The following is a 19,094-nucleotide window of genomic DNA, read 5'->3' as shown; positions in this document are numbered from 1 at the left end:
TCCAAACTTTGTGATTTAATTCACTTCATAAAATAAAATTTTAAATAGATTGTGAAAAAAATCACAATATATCTTGAAAAGCTGTGTTACGATCAGTGCGTGAACAAGAGATAGTACACGAGATAACAGGAGGATGAGGGAAATGGCTGTTAAAAACGAGGTTATTCAAAAAGAGCAAAGCGCAGAGCAGTATATTCAAACGCTGATTGACCGGGGGAACCGGGCACAGCAAGCTTTCATGAGTATGAATCAGGAACAGATTGACGAAATCGTACAAGCTATGGCACTCGCAGGGATGGATAAACACATGTACCTGGCGAAGTTGGCTGTTGAAGAAACAGGACGCGGTGTGTACGAGGACAAAATCACCAAAAACATGTTTGCAACAGAATATATCTATCATAGCATCAAAAATGAAAAAACCGTCGGTGTCATTGAAGACAATGATTTTGACAGTTTTCAAAAGATAGCAGAGCCAGTCGGTATTATCATGGGGATCACTCCAGTGACAAACCCGACTTCGACTACGATGTTCAAAGCGCTGATTGCCATTAAAACACGTAACCCAATCATTTTCGGTTTCCATCCATCTGCTCAATCGTGTAGTGCGGAAGCAGCCCGCGTCTTGCTCGAAGCAGCTGTTAAACATGGTGCTCCGGCCGATTGTATTCAATGGATTGAAGCACCTTCGATGGATAAGACCAATGTATTGATGAACCACCCTGATGTGGCGCTAATTTTGGCAACTGGTGGATCAGGCATGGTTAAGGCAGCTTATAGCTGCGGTAAACCAGCACTTGGTGTAGGTCCTGGTAACGTGCCTTGCTTTATTGAAAAAACAGCAGATATCAAACAGGCCGTGAACGATCTTATCCTCTCGAAATCTTTTGATAACGGTATGATTTGTGCTTCGGAGCAAGCGGTTATTATCGAAGAGCCAATCTTCGAACAAGTGAAAAAATTGATGATCGCTAACGGTTGCTATTTTGTAAATAAAGAAGAAGCAGCTAAGCTCACTCAAGGAGCTATGAATGTCGAGAAATGTGCAGTGAACCCAGCTATTGTCGGGCAGTCTGCTGTGAAAATTGCTGAAATGAGTGGTATTACAGTACCAGCAGGAACTAAAATTTTGGTCGCTGAGATTGAAGGGGTAGGAACAAAATTCCCATTGTCTGCGGAAAAATTGAGTCCTGTATTAGCTTGCTATAAAGTAAAAAATGCGGAACAAGGTATTCAACGCGCTGCTGAAGTCGTGGAATTCGGGGGCATGGGTCACTCGTCCGCTATTCATTCGAACGATGAGGATGTTATCGCTCGGTTTGCAAACCGTTTGCAAACAGGACGTATCATTGTAAATGCACCTTCCACACATGGTGCGATTGGCGACATTTACAACACCAATCTTCCTTCGTTGACACTTGGTTGCGGTTCGTACGGTCGTAACTCGACTTCGTCGAACGTATCGGCAGTCAATCTGATTAATGTGAAAAGGGTGGCGAAACGGACGGTGAATATGCAATGGTTCAAAGTACCTTCCAAAATCTATTTTGAAAAAAATTCGACACAGTATCTTGCTAAAATGCCTGATATCACACGTGTAGCTATTATCACAGACCCTATGATGGTACAACTGGGATATGTAGATCGTGTTATTCATTATCTGCATCAGCGCCAAACACCAGTAGCTATCGAAGTGTTCTCTGAAGTAGAGCCAGATCCATCGACAGTTACGGTAGAACGTGGTACTGAAATGATGAGACGTTTCCAACCGGATTGCATCATCGCACTGGGCGGCGGTTCGCCAATGGATGCCGCTAAAGGCATGTGGATGTTCTATGAATATCCAGATACTGATTTCAATAACTTAAAACAAAAATTCATGGATATCCGTAAACGGATTTACAAGTACCCACGTCTGGGCCAAAAAGCACAATTTGTAGCTATCCCTACAACATCGGGTACAGGTTCCGAAGTTACATCGTTCGCAGTAATTACGGACAAAAACCTGGGCGACACGAAGTACCCACTGGCTGACTATGAGTTGACTCCTGATGTGGCAATTATTGACCCAGTGTTTGTATATTCGCTGCCTAAAACAGCTGTAGCGGACACAGGTATGGACGTTCTGACACATGCTATCGAGGCTTACGTGTCCGTAATGGCTAATGACTACACAGATGGTCTGGCAATTAAAGCCATTCAATTGGTATTCCAATACCTAGAACAATCGGCTCTGACCGGTGATAAGCTGGCTCGTGAAAAAATGCATAATGCTTCCACACTTGCTGGTATGGCGTTTGCTAATGCATTCTTGGGCATTAACCACAGTCTTGCACATAAATGGGGTGGACAATACCATACAGCGCATGGCCGCACGAATGCCATTTTGATGCCGCACGTTATTCGTTATAATGCGAAAAAACCGACAAAATTTGCTTCGTTCCCTAAATATTCGCACTTTGTTGCGGATGAGCGTTATGCAGAAATCGCGCGCATACTGGGACTGCCTGCACGCACCACCGAAGAAGGGGTTAACAGCTTGATCGAAGCGATCCGTAAAATGAACAAAACACTCGGTATCGAGGAATCGTTCCAACAAATCGGTTTCGATGCGAAAGATTTCGAATCACGTGTAGATTATCTGGCTGACCGCGCATTTGAAGATCAATGTACAACTGCGAATCCTAAGTTGCCACTGGTTACTGAGTTGGCTGATGTCTATCGCAATGCCTTCTACGGACGTTTTGACCAATAATATAATAGGTAAGAAGAGGCTTGTGAAAAAGCATTTTCTCGTTCAATACCGATGCAGGCTCTCTATATAGAGGGCCTGTTGGTTTGGGAAGGGAGGTGAAAGGCAAGGCTAAGGATATAGGCGCGAAGCTAGGGAAAATAAAGTGACAAAAATCACTCATATTGTGATTTTTGTCACATACTACACTCTATCATTATTCTACAATAAGGGTGTAAGAAAGGTCCCGACACTGAGCGTAAGGCATCGGTGAACAGGCCGGGCTCAAGAAATAGCTTTATCGTGAAAAAAATCACAAGTCCGGAAGACCAAACAATTTGGAGGGATTTACATGTCGGTGATTGAGAGAGAATTACAAGAGCAACAATCTGGCTGGAGAGGTTTTAAAAAAGGCAAATGGACTAAAGAAGTCAACGTCAACGATTTTATTGAAACCAATATCTTACCTTATGTTGGCAATGAAGAATTTTTGGTTGGTCCTACGGCCAACACAACTGCATTGTGGGATATTGTATCCGATCTTACCAAAAAAGAGTTGGCAAACGGCGGCGTGCTTGATGTAGACGTGAATACGCCATCCACTATTATTTCACATAAACCGGGTTATCTAGACCGGGATAAAGAGCAAATTGTCGGTGTACAAACAGATGCTCCATTCAAACGTTCTTTACAGCCGTTTGGCGGAATTCGAATGATGATCGACGCTTGCAAAGCCTATGGTTTTGAAGTGCCAGAAAGTATCATTGATATCTTCACTCATATTCGTAAAACTCACAACCAAGGTGTATTTGACGCTTATACAGATGAAATGAGAGCAGCTCGTAAAGCTGGTATCATTACTGGTCTGCCAGATGCATACGGCCGTGGTCGTATTATCGGTGACTATCGTCGTGTAGCTTTATACGGTGCAGACTTCTTGATCCAAGATAAAAAGCTGCAACTGAAAAGCCTTGAAGTTGATTCCATGGAAGAAGACGTAATTCGTCTGCGTGAGGAAATTTCCGAGCAAATTCGTGCTTTGAATGAACTGAAACAAATGGCTGCTGAGCACGGTTTTGATATTTCAAAACCTGCTAACAATGCGAAAGAAGCTTTCCAATGGGTATATTTTGGATATCTTGCAGCAATCAAAGAACAAAATGGTGCAGCAATGTCCTTAGGACGTGTATCTTCCTTCCTTGATATTTACTCTCAACGTGATATGGAAGAGGGTACAATGACAGAAGAACAAGCTCAAGAACTGGTCGATCATTTTGTTATGAAATTGCGTATTGTTAAGTTCTTGCGCACACCTGACTATAATGAACTGTTCAGTGGAGATCCAACTTGGGTTACTGAGTCCATTGGTGGTATGTCCGTAACTGGAGAAACTCGGGTAACTAAAAACAGCTTCCGTTTCCTGCACACCCTCTACAATCTGGGACCTGCACCGGAACCGAACCTGACTGTACTGTGGTCGGAAAAATTGCCTGAAGGCTTCAAAAAATATTGTGCGAAAGTTTCTATTGAAACTAGCTCCATTCAGTACGAGAATGACGATCTGATGCGTCCGATTTATGGAGACGACTATGGTATTGCTTGTTGTGTATCGGCAATGAAAATCGGTAAACAAATGCAATTCTTTGGTGCTCGTGCTAACTTGGCTAAAGCTCTGCTGTATGCAATTAACGGTGGTAAAGATGAAAAATCTGGCGTCCAAGTAGGGCCTGAATTCCCAGCCATTACAGGTGAAGTTCTGGATTATGAAGAAGTGTTGAGTCGCTTCAAACCTATGATGGAATGGTTGGCAAAACTGTATATGAACACTTTGAATGTTATTCACTACATGCATGATAAATATAGCTACGAACGCATTGAAATGGCGTTGCATGATCGTGATATTCTCCGCACCATGGCTTGTGGTATTGCGGGTCTGTCAGTTGCTACCGACTCCTTGAGTGCCATTAAATTTGCAAAAGTTAAACCAATCCGTAACGAAAAAGGGATTGCTGTGGACTTTGAAATTGAAGGCGAATACCCTTGCTACGGTAACAACGATGACCGTGTAGATAACATCGCTGTGGAACTGGTAGAGAGCTTCATGAGCATGATTCGCAAGCATAAAGCTTATCGTAATGCGCTTCCTACTCAATCTGTACTGACTATTACTTCTAACGTGGTGTATGGTAAGAAAACAGGTACAACACCGGATGGACGTAAAGCAGGCGAACCGTTTGCACCAGGGGCAAACCCAATGCACGGCCGTGATAAAAAAGGTGCTTTGGCATCTCTGAGTTCCGTAGCCAAATTGCCTTATGAACACAGTCTGGATGGTATCTCGAACACCTTCTCTATCGTGCCTAAAGCACTGGGTAAAGAAGAAGAAACACGCAAAACAAACCTCGTTTCGATGATGGATGGTTATTTTGGAAGCCACGCACATCATCTGAATGTCAATGTGTTTGCTCGCGAACAACTGTTGGATGCAATGGAACACCCAGAAAACTATCCACAGCTGACGATCCGTGTTTCCGGTTATGCCGTTAACTTTATCAAGCTGACTCGTGAACAACAATTGGATGTTATTAACCGTACTTTCCACGGTACAATGTAAATAAGTATTACAATGACGCACGCATAGCGGATGCGGGAAGGATGATGCAACATGTTGAAAGGACACATACACTCATTGGAAACCTTCGGGACCGTCGATGGTCCCGGCATCCGCTTCGTGCTCTTTATGCAAGGATGCTTGTTGAAATGTCAGTATTGCCATAATCCGGACACTTGGGCCTTGAATGAAGGCAATCCAATGACCCTAGAGGAAGTATTGGCTGAAATTGAACCGTATTTAGCCTATTACCGTTCTTCGGGAGGCGGATTGACCGTATCCGGTGGAGAACCGACATTGCAAGCTCATTTTGTAGCAGAGCTGTTCAAAGAAGTGAAACGTCGCTGGAATTTGCACACGACACTGGACAGTAATGGCTTTAATGATGCGGGCCGTATCCATGATCTGCTGGACGTAACAGACTTGGTGTTGCTTGATATTAAGCATATTGACAACGACAAGCATATTAAGCTTACAGGCAAGTCCAACGACCGTATGCTAAGCACAGCTCGCTGGTTGTCTGAGCAAGGGCGTAAAATGTGGATTAGACACGTATTTGTACCGGGTATTCATGATGACGAGCAAGATTTATTGAATTTGGGACGGTTTATCGGAACGTTGAACGGAGTCGAGAAATTCGAAATTTTACCTTACCATCAAATGGGTGTTTACAAGTGGGAAATGCTCGGTAAGGAGTATCCGTTGGAGGGAGTTCCATCTCCTACAGACGAAGAAGTTCAACGTGCTTACCGACTCATTGAAGAGGGTCGTCTGGAGACTGCAGGAAAGAATGCTGTCTGTCGTCCATCATAATGTAAATGGTGCAAAAGCTATTTCTTAGTAATGAAGCCGCCGCCACATCAGGTCAGATGGGTGGCGGTTTTTTGTTGTTGAATTTTTTGCAGTCACAGGAGAAAGTTCCCTTTTTTTCATGATAAGCAAAATTTCCAGAAACTTTTTAACAACTGACGCGTCTAATAGTATGACTTTTTACGGGAATGATAATAATTTGGTGATAGAAGGAGACAGACAATGAATTTCAAGAAATGGACCATGCTCACCGCTTTGGCGGTAGCTCAGGTGGCCGCAGTAGCCCCTGTAGGAGCAGAAGCAGCATCAACAACCGTTCAATCCACCGATTCGGTTAGCGCACAGCAGGCTCAGACCAATGTTGCTGATTCCAGCGTTCAGAATAGTATCGGAGCTCAAGAGGGAACAGGCACACAAAACAACACGGTAACACCAGATAACACAGGCGTAACCAATGATCCATTGACTGGCCTACCTACGGATACAACCAACGGATCGAACGTATCCAATGATGTATACGGTGGAGACGGAACGATCACCAATCCTGGTGGAGCTCCAACAAACATGGGTGCTAATCAACTGATTTTGTATTTAAACAGCGCGAAAATGGAACAAAACGGACAGGTGTATACGGCAACTCAGCCGATGACTGTTAAGGACGGAGTTTCCTATGTAGCTATCCGTTCACTTGTCAGCCGTGTCGGATTGCAGTTTAGTTATGACACTGCCACCAAAGAAACCGTAATCACACAAGGAACAAATGTCATGCGCTTCAAAACAGACAGCAAGGTTTATACGGTTAACGGTGAAGCCAGACAAATGAAGGGACCGGCTTTTCAGCAAAAGAACGTATTTATGGTGCCGTTGACCTCGATTACACAGGCCTTAAATATTCCTTATACTGTGAATAATACGACTAAACAAGTTATCATGGATTTGAATCAGAAGCCTAAAGCTTCCTTCACGGTTCAGCAAAAAGATATCTATGCGGGCGAAACCCAAGTTACGTATTTGACGAAGGAATCTTCTCCTACAGGTCTACCGATTGTGAACCAACGTTGGGAAGGTAAGCAGGACGTATTTCAGGAGCCGGGTACATATGTAGTTACCTATTCTGTTCTTGACTCTGCTGGAAACTGGAGTGATCCTTACTCAGTTACAATTACAGTAAGACCGCCGAACCAACCGCCAGTCGCTCTGTTTACTACAGATAAAAAAGAGTACAAGATGGGTGAAAAGATCACCATTACGGACCTGAGTACGGATGATGAGAATGCTATTACTAAGCGTGATTGGGAGAACAAGAAACTTGCCTTCTTCCAACCAGGTGATGTAACGATTACGTTAACCGTGACTGATAAGCACGGCGCAACAGGTACCAAAAGTGAAACGATTAAAATTACGAATGAACTGCTGTACAACGAAGATGATTTCAATAAAATCTTCACACCATATGGTGATAAATATACAGTAGACGGCAGTCAGGTGCCTACCATGGCTACCATTCCTTTGACAAGTACATCTTCACCGCGTCTTTTGATCCGTGCTAACAGCCCGGAACGTGTATTTCAGGACGGAATTGTGTATCAGGAAACCGGATCAGGAAGCACGCGCATACTCGTCCATCATGTGAATGAAACGGGTCGAGATGTGAAAATGTACGTGATTGCAACCAACAACAATATTACTCCTGCCAACATGAATGTCGAAAATTCCGGTTTTGCCGGACCATCTGAATTTGCAACGGCTGCGGGTAAAGTCTCGATTCAACGATATTTTCAATCCATGCAGGATGGAAGCAAGCGTTCTAGCACAGTTTTAAATCCTGGCGAAAGCCGCGTTATTTTACAGGATCTGAACGCACAAAAAATCAAGCAAAAACAAGTCATTTCTCTGTTATCCGATTTATATACGGATCAACCTATTCAATACACGGTTATTGTGTTAGATGCAAATACAGATCCGTTGACCGTGTTGCCTACTTTGGCAAAACTGCCTAAGGACGGTATTCATAACCGTGGAACGTACGCTAATTCGGATATCTCACTCAATTATACCGAAGAGGTTGGTAAAACAGCTCAACGTATCGTTCTTGGCGATAATAAGGTAGACCCGAACCTGATTGGTACGGATGGTCTGGACGGCTCTTCTGCTTCCAATGCCGGTAATTTTGGTGTTGTATATAAAGTTAAATTGGATCATGTAGCGCCGTATTCACTGATTACGTTCAACCCGCGTGGAGGCGAATATTCCGGCTATGCGATGGTAAACAATCAGGTTGTGGGTATCCCGACAAACGGCTCGGTATGGGCTCCAAATGAGATGAGTGTGCTGTATCGCACAGGGCATATCGAGGAAAGTGTAGAGATGTATTTCACTGCTGCTGCAGGAAGTAACTTGCCGGTTTCCGTAGTAGTTATGCCTTTACCAGCTATTAAAAATTAATATGAATTAACCGGTACTGTTTACCGGCTTAGACCTTGGGTCTCGTCATTCACCGTTTAAAAGTCGATGTCACTTGCAGAATATAGGCGTTCTCCTGCTGCGAATTTGATCGTAGCGCTGGAGAGCGTCTTTTTCTTATGTATAGATGCGAATATCTCTTATAATATTGACTTTAATCGTGGTATAATAAATAGATGCAAGCCTAAGCCTGCATCAGAAAACCTGAAACTACAGACAGGGGAGGGTGAAACGCATGCTGACAAAGGATGAGATTATTGCAACAATGTCCGCTCAGGGGCTGCGTATTACAGATCAGCGCAAAACGTTGGCCACGTTATTTTCCGAGAATGAAGGGTATCTGTCCCCCAAAGACGTTTATGAATATATGGGTAAGAAGTACAGTGGACTTAGCTTTGATACAGTTTATCGTAATTTGCGTGTAATGCAGGAATTAGGTGTGCTGGAACAGGTATCTTTTGAGGATGGAATGAAGTTCAAGGTGAGCTGTAATGAGCATCATCACCATCACCATATGATTTGCTTGAGCTGTCAGAAAACATTACCGATTTCTTTTTGCCCAATGCAAATGACGGATACAACGGATCAATTCCAAATCGTCGAGCACAAGTTTGAAATTTTTGGTTATTGTAAAGAATGTCAACAGAAGAATGGACATACTGATAGTAATTCGGATGGGGGATTCAGACAGACGAGCAGTCACACTCACACTCACAGCCACGGGGGCTACTGAAATGAAAATCACCACACGCAGAGTGGTACAGGCTCCGATTAAGTTTTATCGTTCCTATATTTCACCGTTAAAGCCGGCTACCTGCCGATTCTATCCAACGTGTTCAGCGTACGCGTTGGAGGCGGTAGAAGTGCATGGTGCGCTCAAAGGTTCATGGCTTGCTACTAAGCGTATAGCCAAATGCCATCCCTTTCATCCAGGAGGCGTAGATTTGGTTCCTCCTGCAAAAAAGGAGACAGACAGGTCTAGCGAAGATCGTTTGGCTACTCATTCCGAGAAGAGTCTGACTTGACAGCGCTATGCGGATTTGGTTATATTTTGGTTAATATTGTTTTCCTGCGAAGGGATGAGTAGGGTGAATTGTCCAGTACAGAGAGCCGGGGTTAGCTGCAAACCGGTCTGGAGCGAAGCCTGAATATGGTCCTGGAGGAACCTTTTTCGAGCGTATTTGCCACAGTTATTTGTGCACGGGAGGCAAACGTAAGGGGGAGGCGTGTTCCAGCGTTAATGGGCGGTCAGATGTGACCGGTGAAGCCTGTAGTCTGCGAGGATACAGGAAAATTGGGTGGTAACGCGTGAGGTGACTCTCGTCCCATAGGGGCGGGGGTCTTTTTTGTGCCCAATTTGTTCCAAATTCATAAATTGGAGTACCATCATGTCAGCAGGACTTATCGAGCTGCCGTGAACAAAACAGGAGGCAACATACATGTCCAATGAGAACACATTTTACATTACGACACCGATCTATTATCCGAGCGACAAGCTACATATAGGTCATGCTTACACGACAGTTGCGGGAGATGCAATGGCCCGTTACAAGCGGCTACGCGGTTATGAAGTGCGTTATTTGACAGGAACGGATGAGCATGGTCAGAAGATTGAGCAAAAGGCAAGTGCAGCTGGCAAAACGCCACAACGTTTCGTAGATGACATTGTGGCAGGCATCCAAGACCTGTGGCGGAAGCTCGACATTTCCAATGACGATTTTATCCGTACTACGGAGGAACGTCATAAGGCTGTCGTACAGGAAATTTTTGATCGTTTATTAAAACAAGGCGATATTTACAAGGGAGAATACGAAGGCTGGTACAGCATCCCTGACGAGACGTACTACACAGAAACTCAGCTGGTTGACGTGGTGAAGGACGCTAAAGGCAATGTGACTGGAGGTAAGAGCCCGGATAGTGGACACCCTGTAGAATTGGTCAAGGAAGAGAGCTACTTTTTCCGCATGAGCAAGTATGCTGATCGGTTGCTGCAATTTTATGAAGAGAACCCGCAGTTTATCCAACCGGAATCCCGGAAAAAAGAAATGATTAACAACTTCATCAAGCCGGGGCTAGAGGATCTGGCTGTTTCCCGTACAACTTTTGACTGGGGTGTTAAGGTCAAGGGGGACCCGAAGCATGTCGTATACGTTTGGATTGACGCACTTTCCAACTACATCACAGCCTTGGGATATGGTTCTTCTAATACTGAGCTGTACGATAAATTTTGGCCAGCAAATGTGCATATCGTGGGTAAAGAGATTGTACGGTTCCACACGATATATTGGCCAATCATGCTGATGGCATTGGATCTTCCGTTACCTAAAAAAGTATTTGCACATGGTTGGTTACTTATGAAAGATGGTAAAATGTCGAAATCTAAAGGCAATGTGGTAGACCCGGTAACGTTGATTGACCGTTATGGTCTGGACCAACTTCGCTACTACTTGCTGCGCGAGGTGCCTTTTGGGGCAGATGGAACATTTACACCAGAAAGTTTTGTAGATCGAGTTAATTCGGATTTGGCAAATGATCTGGGCAACTTGTTGAATCGTACCGTGGCGATGGTAGATAAATATTTTGACGGCAAGGTTCCGGCTTATGAAGCAAATGTAACAGAATTCGACGGAGCTCTGGAAGACATGGCAACATCGACTTATAGCAAAGTAGAAGAAGCCATGGAAAACATGGAGTTTTCCGTGGCATTAACGGCGATTAGCCAATTTATTAGCCGTAGCAACAAATATATTGACGAGACGCAACCATGGAATTTGGCTAAGGATGAGGCAAAACGTCGTGAATTGGCATCGGTTATGTTGCATTTGGTAGAAAGCTTGCGCATCGCTTCCATCTTACTTCAGCCATTCTTAACCCGTGCTCCTCATAAAATTTGGGAACAGCTCGGTATTAGCCAAGGTGAGCTGACTACATGGGATAGCGGCAAGCAGTTTGGTCGTATTCCGGAAGGAACACAGTTGGTCAAAGGTAATCCGATCTTCCCACGTCTGGATTCAGAGCAAGAGGTTGCTTTTATCGTGGAAGCAATGACAGGAGGTAAGAAACCAGAGGAAGCTACGACACAAGTTCAACCACAGAATGCATCTGAGACGAGCCAGGAAGCGCCGGAGGCAAAGGAAGAGATTGGCATTGAGGATTTTGCCAAGGTAGAACTGCGCGTTGCTCAGGTCGTCGCTTGCGAGCCTGTGAAGAAGGCAGATAAACTGTTGAAGCTCCAACTTGATCTTGGTTATGAGCAGCGGCAAGTAGTATCAGGGATTGCGAAGTTTTATACACCTGAAGATATCATTGGGCGCAAGGTGATCTGTGTGACCAATCTTAAGCCGGTAAAACTTCGGGGAGAGCTGTCGCAAGGTATGATTTTGGCAGCTTCACATGGAGATCAGCTTACGCTCGCCACCGTACCGGAAGGTATGCCGAATGGTGCAGTTGTAAAGTAGTACGCTAGTTAATAAAAGAACGTAATGAGCGTATGCCCGAGAATCATTCTTCTTGGGCATGCGCTTTTTGGCGTGCATCATATTTTGCTCCCGCTACACGTATGTTTAGTAGGCAGGGCTTGTTTGCTCGTGTTCACTTAAGACAGGGGAGGAAATGAGGATGACAGATATTAACGCCGGATTGGCGATCGTAGCCGGACTGGTTTCTTTTTTTTCACCGTGTTGTTTACCGCTGTATCCATCTTATTTATCGTATATGACAGGGATGTCTGCGCGTGAACTGGCTGAAGGACGGCATAAGGCCGAGGTTCGTTATCGTACGATGGGGCATACACTTGCTTTTGTACTGGGCTTTTCGGTCGTTTTCTATTCACTGGGTGCAGGTGTCGGGTTGCTTGGAGAATGGTTTGCCAATTATGGGGATACGCTAAGAGTGGTAGCAGGGTTACTTATTTTACTAATGGGACTGGTATCTCTCGGTGTGGTAAGTCCTTTGATTCTAATGAGGGAGCATAAGCTTCGCTGGACATGGAAGCCTGCCGGGTACGCCGGTTCCTTTGTAATCGGAATTGGTTTTGCGGCAGGCTGGTCGCCCTGTATCGGTCCCATGCTAACAGCTATTATCGCTTTGGCTGCAGTAGAGCATCACATTTGGTTCAAACTGATTACAGGCTATGCGCTCGGGTTTGCGATTCCATTTTTTGTATTAGCTTTGCTGGTAGGCTCTGTTCGGCTATCCTCTCGCTATACCTCCATCCTCATCAAAACAGGTGGCATACTACTTGTTATCACTGGCATTTTACTGGTAACGGATCATATGACCGATGTAACGCTATTTTTACAACGGATTACCCCGGGTTGGATGCTAGTTATGTGAAATACTCAATACGACTTAAAGGAAAATGTTCAAAAATACGCTCTGTGATAAACTCTCGCAGTGCATTTTGCTGTTCATCGGGATAAACGTATTTGTTTTGTCCCCAGCGTCCCCATTTTTTCTTGCGTTTCTCTATGTCCATCTCCAGCTTGGTTTTCGGATAACGTTTCTCGATGACAGCTTTGGATGTTTTGGTGAAGCGATGCTGTATTAATTCGAACGTCAAATCTTTTGTAGCATGCTGGGGCAAGGTTTCTCCCAATTTGCGCAGTAACTCGCCGTAACCTTCTTCCCAGCCGTCATACCAGATGATGGGTGCAATGATGAACCCCAGCGGATAACCGGCTCGTGCGATTTTGCCCGCGGCTTCAATACGTTCCTCGAAGCGGGAAGTTGCAGGTTCAAACTGTTTAATAACATAATCGGAATTAATGCTAAAGCGGATGCGAGTATGACCATTATGTTTAATATCCAGCAATGGATCAACATGATGATATTTAGTAACAAAACGCAGACGGCCAAATTCCTCATCTGCCATGAAACGAATCAAGTCTCCAAGCGTTCCGGTGATATGCTCCAAACCAACCGGATCGGAGGTACAAGCTGCTTCAAAACGGGTAATTTCAGGCGCACGCTCCTCGATATAAGCTTTAGCTGCTGATAAGATATCGTCAGTGTTGACATATACACGAATATACGGCTTTGCTCCCAAGGTTGTTTGTAAATAACAGTAGTGACAATGCCCCATGCAACCAGTCGAAATGGGGATGGCATATTCAGCAGAAGGCTTGGATTGATCAAAAGTTAACGTTTTACGGATACCAACTACCAAAGTTTTTTTTGCCATTCGGTACTTTTCAACTTCAGTTTCACCTGGTAAATTGGTAATTCGGTTGTGAGAGGTAGTCATCCGGTACGGAATATCCTTGGCTTTAACCCAATCCATAATACGCTGGCCCTTGGGATAATTTAGTGCGTCTGGCTCAAAAAACACCAGGTCAGGCAAAAATGGCTTGGTTCCTCTGGTTTGGACAGGAGTACGCTCAAGCGTAGACATGGCTAACGCTCCTTTCAAAATAAATCCACAGTGCTCTGGTGTCCAACTTTAACATATTGCCGCAGAAGTAAACGATACAGGGACGACGATATTAGTGTACCCGGCTTAAATTGAACAAATCGTGGCAATAGATGTGAGTGAAGGGATGAGACTTGCCAATGGGCAATGATAACATGTATCATTACATAGTAGGTTTAACGCAGGAAATGAAGGCGGTAAGCGCCCGTTCAATAACAGAAAAGAGGGAAACAAGTGCCAACGCCAAGCATGGAAGATTATTTGGAACGCATTTACCAACTGATTGATGAGAAGGGATATGCTCGTGTCTCGGACATCGCAGAGGGTTTAGAGGTGCATCCTTCGTCCGTCACCAAAATGATTCAGAAGTTGGATAAGGACGATTATCTTGTATATGAGAAGTATCGGGGACTGATTTTGACACCAAAAGGGAAAAAGGTCGGCAAACGGTTGGTTGATCGCCATCAGTTATTAGAGCAATTTCTGGATATGATTGGGGTTGAGAAGGACCTGATATATAAAGATGTGGAAGGTATTGAGCATCATTTGAGCTGGGATTCCATCACCCGTATCGAAACATTGGTTGAATATTTTCGTCGGGATGAAGATCGCTTGCGCCAGCTTCATGACATACACAAGGAATTGAGTGGAGATTCCTAAAAGCATCTGTCCTTATGGACGATGCTTTTTTATTTGTTCCGACCGCAACAAATATCCGGTGATTAGCGTCTATCCATTATATAGCAGGACAAGATAGGGGTTAAAATTAACAGGGTTAGCGGAGGATTGTAATAATATGAATCGAAAGAAAATAGTGGCATTGGCTGCAGGCATACTCTTAGCAGTGCAGACTGCCATCGTTCCTGGAGTCCAAGCAGCTTCAACTGGTGATATTGAAATTATATTGGACGGACAGTCCCTGCAAAGTGACGCATCACCGTATATTGTACAGGGAGCCAATGTTACGATGGTTCCTTTGCGAGTGATTAGTGAGGGATTGGGCGCTCAGGTCAACTGGTCGGAATCGTCCGGTACGGTAACGATTACAGCACAGAACAAAAATATATCTATGGAGAATGGTGCACAAAGCGCTACGGTGAATGGTAAGTCCGTTCGACTGGATGCATCTGCCCGTATGACAAGCGGAAGAGTCATGGTGCCACTGCGTTTTGTTGGGGAAGAGTTGGGATTAAAAGTGGATTGGCAAGCTTCAGAGCGAGTCATTACGTTAAGCAGTGGTAAGGAAGGTGTCTCTACGGGTGGGAGTAGCTCGGCGGGAAACAGTGCTTCCACATCAGATACGTCTGCATCTGGCAATCAGGAGAGTGTAAGTACGGATCAGGGAGCCAGCGATAATGAGCAGACGGTTGTCACTTCACCGTCTACTAGTGAGGACGGTTCAAGTTCTTCACAGGCAAATGTTGTTCAGGTAAAGGCTTCAACCTCCATGCGTGGGGCATGGATTTCTACCATTAATGGAGATTGGCCTTCTTCCGCTGCTCGAAGCAGCTCCGAGAAGCAAAAACAGGAGTTTACTAAAATGCTTGATGATTTGCAGGGGATGGGCATCAATGCGGTATTTGTTCAGGTTCGTGCCAGCGGTGATGCGCTCTACCCGTCGAGTCTCGTACCCTGGAGCAAGTATTTGACCAACACCCAAGGTAAAAATCCAGGCTATGATCCCTTGAAATTTATGATTAGCGAATCGCATAAGCGAGGGATGGAATTCCATGCCTGGTTTAATCCGTTCCGTGCGAATTCTACAGGAACAACCAGCGGTTTGGCTGCAAACCATGTGGCTAATCAGCACCCGGACTGGATTGTTAAGAATGGTAGCCAATTGTACATCAATCCAGGAATTCCGGCTGCACGTCAGCATGTCATTGCGGCGATTATGGAGGTCGTGGACGGATATGATATTGACGGCGTCCATTTGGACGATTATTTTTATCCTTACAGCGGGACTTTTGATGATGATGCGACCTTCAAAGCATATAATGCCAACAAAATCTCTAATAAGGGCGACTGGCGGAGAGATAATGTGAACAGTTTTGTTCGCGATTTGGGCAAAAGCATTCATGCCAGCAAGTCTAAAGTTCAATTCGGAATTAGCCCATTTGGAGTGTGGCGCAACAAATCTCAGGACTTAACGGGTTCAGACACGAAGGCAGGCGTTACAGCGTATGATACGACGTTTGCGGATGTGAGAACCTGGATTAACAAAGAATGGATTGACTATGTAGCTCCACAAATTTACTGGAGTATCGGTTTCCCTGCGGCTGGATATGACAAGCTTGTCGCATGGTGGTCCAATGAGGTCAAAAATTCAGATGTTAAGCTATATATCGGTCATTCTCCGTATAAAATCGGCACCCCTGAAAAGGGCTGGCAAACGGCTCAAGAGCTAATTAAGCAGCTTGAACTGAACAAAGATTATAAACAGGTCAAAGGGGATATTTACTTTAGTGCACAGCATTTGCGTAAAAATCCATATGGACTCATTCAGCTTCTTCAAAATTATTATCAAATGTGATATAAATTGGATCATATAGGTTCTATTTGGGCCTCCGTTCTCATAGATAAGCAGTAGAACTGCTTACTCCCAAGAGAACGGAGGTTTTTTGATCTATGCTGATCAATGCTGTGTTCCAGGGTGGAGGGGTTAAGGGAATTTCGCTGGCGGGTGCAGTTAAGGCTGCGGAGGAGCATGGAATTGTATTCAATCGTTTGGCAGGTACATCATCAGGTGCTATTGTAGCTGCTTTATTGGCTGCGGGATACTCTGCGGATGAAATGAAAGCCGTAATTGAGAAAACCCCCTTGGTTAAGTTGTTACGACGTTCTCCAGTGTTCAATATTAAGTGGGTTGGACCAGCAGCTCGTATCTTTCTTAAAAAAGGTCTCTATTCAGGGGAGGCACTGGAGCACTGGGTACGTGAGCTGTTACGAGCTAAGGGAGTGCGTACGTTTGCGGATTTACCTCCTGGCAAACTGCGCATTATTGCATCAGATATCACGAATGGACGCATTCTGGTGCTTCCTGAGGATATCAAACGTTTCGGTATAAATCCTTCTTCACTGGAGGTAGCAAAGGCCATTCGGATGAGCACAAGTATCCCTTACTTTTTTGATCCCGTTATGTTAAGACTTGATTCTGCACTTGCCAAGGGAAAAACCTTTTCCCAGCAATTTGTATTTGTAGTTGATGGGGCTTTACTAAGCAATTTGCCTTTGTGGCTTTTTGATGAGCCTGTAAATGAACGAGAGGCCAAAACGATTCCAACGGTAGGGTTTCAAATGGTGGGCAAGACGGGTACGGAGACCAAAGTTTCTTATATACGGGGTCCATTGACCATGCTACAGGCTATTTTTGATACCATGCTATCAGCACACGATGAACGATATATTGAGCAGGAGAATCGGTATCGGACGATTAAAATTCCAACATTGGGGATCCGCACTGCACAATTTAACATTTCTACAGTGCAAAGTGATTTGCTGTATGCTTCCGGTGTGCAGGCAGGGGATGCTTTTTTCCACAAATGGAGCATCACTTCTTACCAGCAGCAGTATAGCAAATACCAATTGATGAAGGATACCATGTACGCTATGAAATGAACACTAATTGGCAGTTAAAGTAATTTAAAAGGGTGTAAAAAAGGAGCCTCTTCCCGGTCATATTTGAATATGCGGGTGACGGCTCCTTTGTGCTGCATTTTAAAGGATGATTATTATCGTTAATGATATTTAGGTTGTTCTTCTTCATTTTTGCCCTTGGAACCTTCAATCACATGAAAAGGATACGCTTTGCGCTTGCCCGTAGTCTGCTGCTTACGTGCGTTGGCTGTTTTAGCCATGGTGCGCACAGAGGGTTTGATTTTGGGAGTACGATTGCTTTGTCCTGGCAGGTATTTGTATAGCAGAAATATAACTGCAAAAACAAGGACGGGAATGAGTAAACTCATGAGAAAGCCCCAACTTCCTCTCCACAGCATATCCACAATCCCATATGCACCCAAAGCAAGGGTAAGCCAGAAAATAACAGCATGTCTGTTCATTATTCACTCATCCTTTCACAGGATCAAGTGCAGGACTGTTGAAGGTCTCCTTTACAGGTACATTTTCCAACTCAGCATCCAATTCAAGCATACGCTTAAATGAGGCAATGGATACCTCCACTTGATCATCAGTCGGTTCTTTGGTGGTAAGTAGTTGCAGCCACAGACCGGGGTAACCTAAATAACGAAGTACCGGAATTTCACGAAGAGCATTGGTCAGCTTGAGAAATTCAAAAGAAAGCCCCAGTACGATCGGAAGCAGTAGAAGCCGTTGCCCCATACGCTCCCACAGATTATCGTAGGTGAATAGGGAATAGACTAGTACCCCGATGATCACGGTCAGCATAATAAAGCTGCTACCGCAGCGGTAATGCAAACGGCTGTATTTTTGCACATTGGCCGGGGTTAGTTCTTCTCCAGCTTCGAATGCCGTAATTACTTTATGCTCTGCACCGTGATATTGAAACAGTCGTTTGATCAATGGAGTTTGGGAAATGCCCCATAAATAAGCCAGCAGCAGAATCAGCTTAATGGCTCCTTCGGCGAGGTTATGCAAAATTTGGCTGTGAAACAAGCCGTCGAACAGGAAGTCTTCTACAACAACCGGAACGAGGGTTAACACAATTTTGCCGAACAAAAAGGAGATAATCCCGACTGCCGCTACACCGATCATCATACTCAGACTCCAGCGAGATTCTTCTTTTTTCTTTTGCTCAGCGCGTTCTTCCGGATCTACTTCATCATCAGCATACGCATCGGCTGAATAGTTCAAATGCTTGGTACCTTTGGCGCTGGAGTCGATGATGCTTACAATCCCCCGCAATAAAGGAATTCTGCGGAATTTGGATACCCAGGATTGCTCCTTGCGTGGTACTTCCAAATATGTGATTTCGCCAGTTTTGCGGCGAACTGCCGTGACATTGACACGCTTGCCGCCGAACATGACACCTTCAATGACTGCCTGACCACCGTAGCTCACAGGCTTGGATGCTTGTGACAACCGTCTCACCT

Annotated in this window: 14 protein-coding genes; 11 read left to right on the top strand and 3 right to left on the bottom strand. The window is 44.7% G+C overall.

Going from position 1 to position 19,094, the window contains the following annotated elements:
* Window positions 1–142 precede the first annotated feature (142 nt).
* From adhE to MLD56_RS15240, 8 genes are all read left to right on the top strand, one after another.
* On the top strand, window positions 143–2,755 hold the full coding sequence (adhE, locus tag MLD56_RS15275; RefSeq protein ID WP_029517233.1) for a bifunctional acetaldehyde-CoA/alcohol dehydrogenase: 2,613 nt from the start codon (window positions 143–145) through the stop codon (window positions 2,753–2,755).
* A 328-nt stretch (window positions 2,756–3,083) separates the two neighbouring features.
* A complete protein-coding gene (gene pflB / locus MLD56_RS15270) occupies window positions 3,084–5,345 on the top strand; it encodes a formate C-acetyltransferase (RefSeq protein WP_029517234.1) in 2,262 nt (753 codons plus the stop codon).
* A 51-nt stretch (window positions 5,346–5,396) separates the two neighbouring features.
* Entirely contained in the window at window positions 5,397–6,155 is a 759-nt protein-coding gene (gene pflA / locus MLD56_RS15265; protein WP_029517235.1) for a pyruvate formate-lyase-activating protein, read from the top strand.
* Between the two features lie 219 nt (window positions 6,156–6,374).
* The gene (locus MLD56_RS15260) at window positions 6,375–8,597 is read left to right on the top strand and encodes a copper amine oxidase N-terminal domain-containing protein (protein ID WP_029517236.1); all 2,223 of its coding nucleotides are present in this window, start codon (window positions 6,375–6,377) and stop codon (window positions 8,595–8,597) included.
* Window positions 8,598–8,850: 253 nt separating this feature from the next.
* Window positions 8,851–9,348 (top strand): Fur family transcriptional regulator, encoded by a 498-nt coding sequence (locus tag MLD56_RS15255; protein ID WP_029517237.1) that lies wholly within the window; start codon window positions 8,851–8,853, stop codon window positions 9,346–9,348.
* Window position 9,349: 1 nt separating this feature from the next.
* On the top strand, window positions 9,350–9,640 hold the full coding sequence (gene yidD / locus MLD56_RS15250; RefSeq protein WP_029517238.1) for a membrane protein insertion efficiency factor YidD: 291 nt from the start codon (window positions 9,350–9,352) through the stop codon (window positions 9,638–9,640).
* Between the two features lie 414 nt (window positions 9,641–10,054).
* Window positions 10,055–12,073 carry a methionine--tRNA ligase gene (gene metG, locus MLD56_RS15245; RefSeq protein ID WP_029517239.1) on the top strand — a complete coding sequence of 673 codons (2,019 nt, stop codon included), beginning with the start codon at window positions 10,055–10,057 and terminating at the stop codon, window positions 12,071–12,073.
* A gap of 160 nt (window positions 12,074–12,233) precedes the next feature.
* Window positions 12,234–12,950 (top strand): cytochrome c biogenesis CcdA family protein, encoded by a 717-nt coding sequence (locus tag MLD56_RS15240; RefSeq protein ID WP_029517240.1) that lies wholly within the window; start codon window positions 12,234–12,236, stop codon window positions 12,948–12,950.
* Here the strand turns inward: MLD56_RS15240 and splB are convergent.
* Window positions 12,943–14,007 (bottom strand): spore photoproduct lyase, encoded by a 1,065-nt coding sequence (splB, locus tag MLD56_RS15235; protein WP_023989268.1) that lies wholly within the window; start codon window positions 14,005–14,007, stop codon window positions 12,943–12,945. The genes MLD56_RS15240 and splB overlap by 8 nt on opposite strands.
* Window positions 14,008–14,259: 252 nt before the next feature.
* Between splB and mntR the strand changes: the two genes are divergently transcribed.
* The 3 genes from mntR (at window position 14,260) to MLD56_RS15220 (ending at window position 17,643) form a co-directional block, all read left to right on the top strand.
* A complete protein-coding gene (gene mntR / locus MLD56_RS15230; RefSeq protein WP_029517241.1) occupies window positions 14,260–14,685 on the top strand; it encodes a transcriptional regulator MntR in 426 nt (141 codons plus the stop codon).
* Between the two features lie 136 nt (window positions 14,686–14,821).
* Window positions 14,822–16,558, top strand: a complete 1,737-nt coding sequence (locus MLD56_RS15225; protein WP_029517242.1) for a family 10 glycosylhydrolase — start codon at window positions 14,822–14,824, stop codon at window positions 16,556–16,558.
* Window positions 16,559–16,653: 95 nt separating this feature from the next.
* Window positions 16,654–17,643: a patatin-like phospholipase family protein gene (locus MLD56_RS15220; protein WP_029517243.1), complete on the top strand. Its 990-nt coding sequence runs from the start codon at window positions 16,654–16,656 to the stop codon at window positions 17,641–17,643.
* A 119-nt stretch (window positions 17,644–17,762) separates the two neighbouring features.
* On the opposite strand, the gene MLD56_RS15215 is transcribed toward MLD56_RS15220, so the two are convergent.
* Both MLD56_RS15215 and MLD56_RS15210 read right to left on the bottom strand, forming a co-directional pair.
* Window positions 17,763–18,083 (bottom strand): hypothetical protein, encoded by a 321-nt coding sequence (locus MLD56_RS15215; protein WP_029517244.1) that lies wholly within the window; start codon window positions 18,081–18,083, stop codon window positions 17,763–17,765.
* Between the two features lie 7 nt (window positions 18,084–18,090).
* Window positions 18,091–19,083, bottom strand: a complete 993-nt coding sequence (locus MLD56_RS15210; protein WP_029517245.1) for a DUF1385 domain-containing protein — start codon at window positions 19,081–19,083, stop codon at window positions 18,091–18,093.
* Window positions 19,084–19,094: the final 11 nt, after the last annotated feature.

Source organism: Paenibacillus peoriae (assembly GCF_022531965.1).
In the GTDB taxonomy this organism is placed as follows: Bacteria; Bacillota; Bacilli; order Paenibacillales; family Paenibacillaceae; genus Paenibacillus; species Paenibacillus polymyxa_D.
This window is presented reverse-complemented; position numbering and strand designations above follow the sequence as displayed.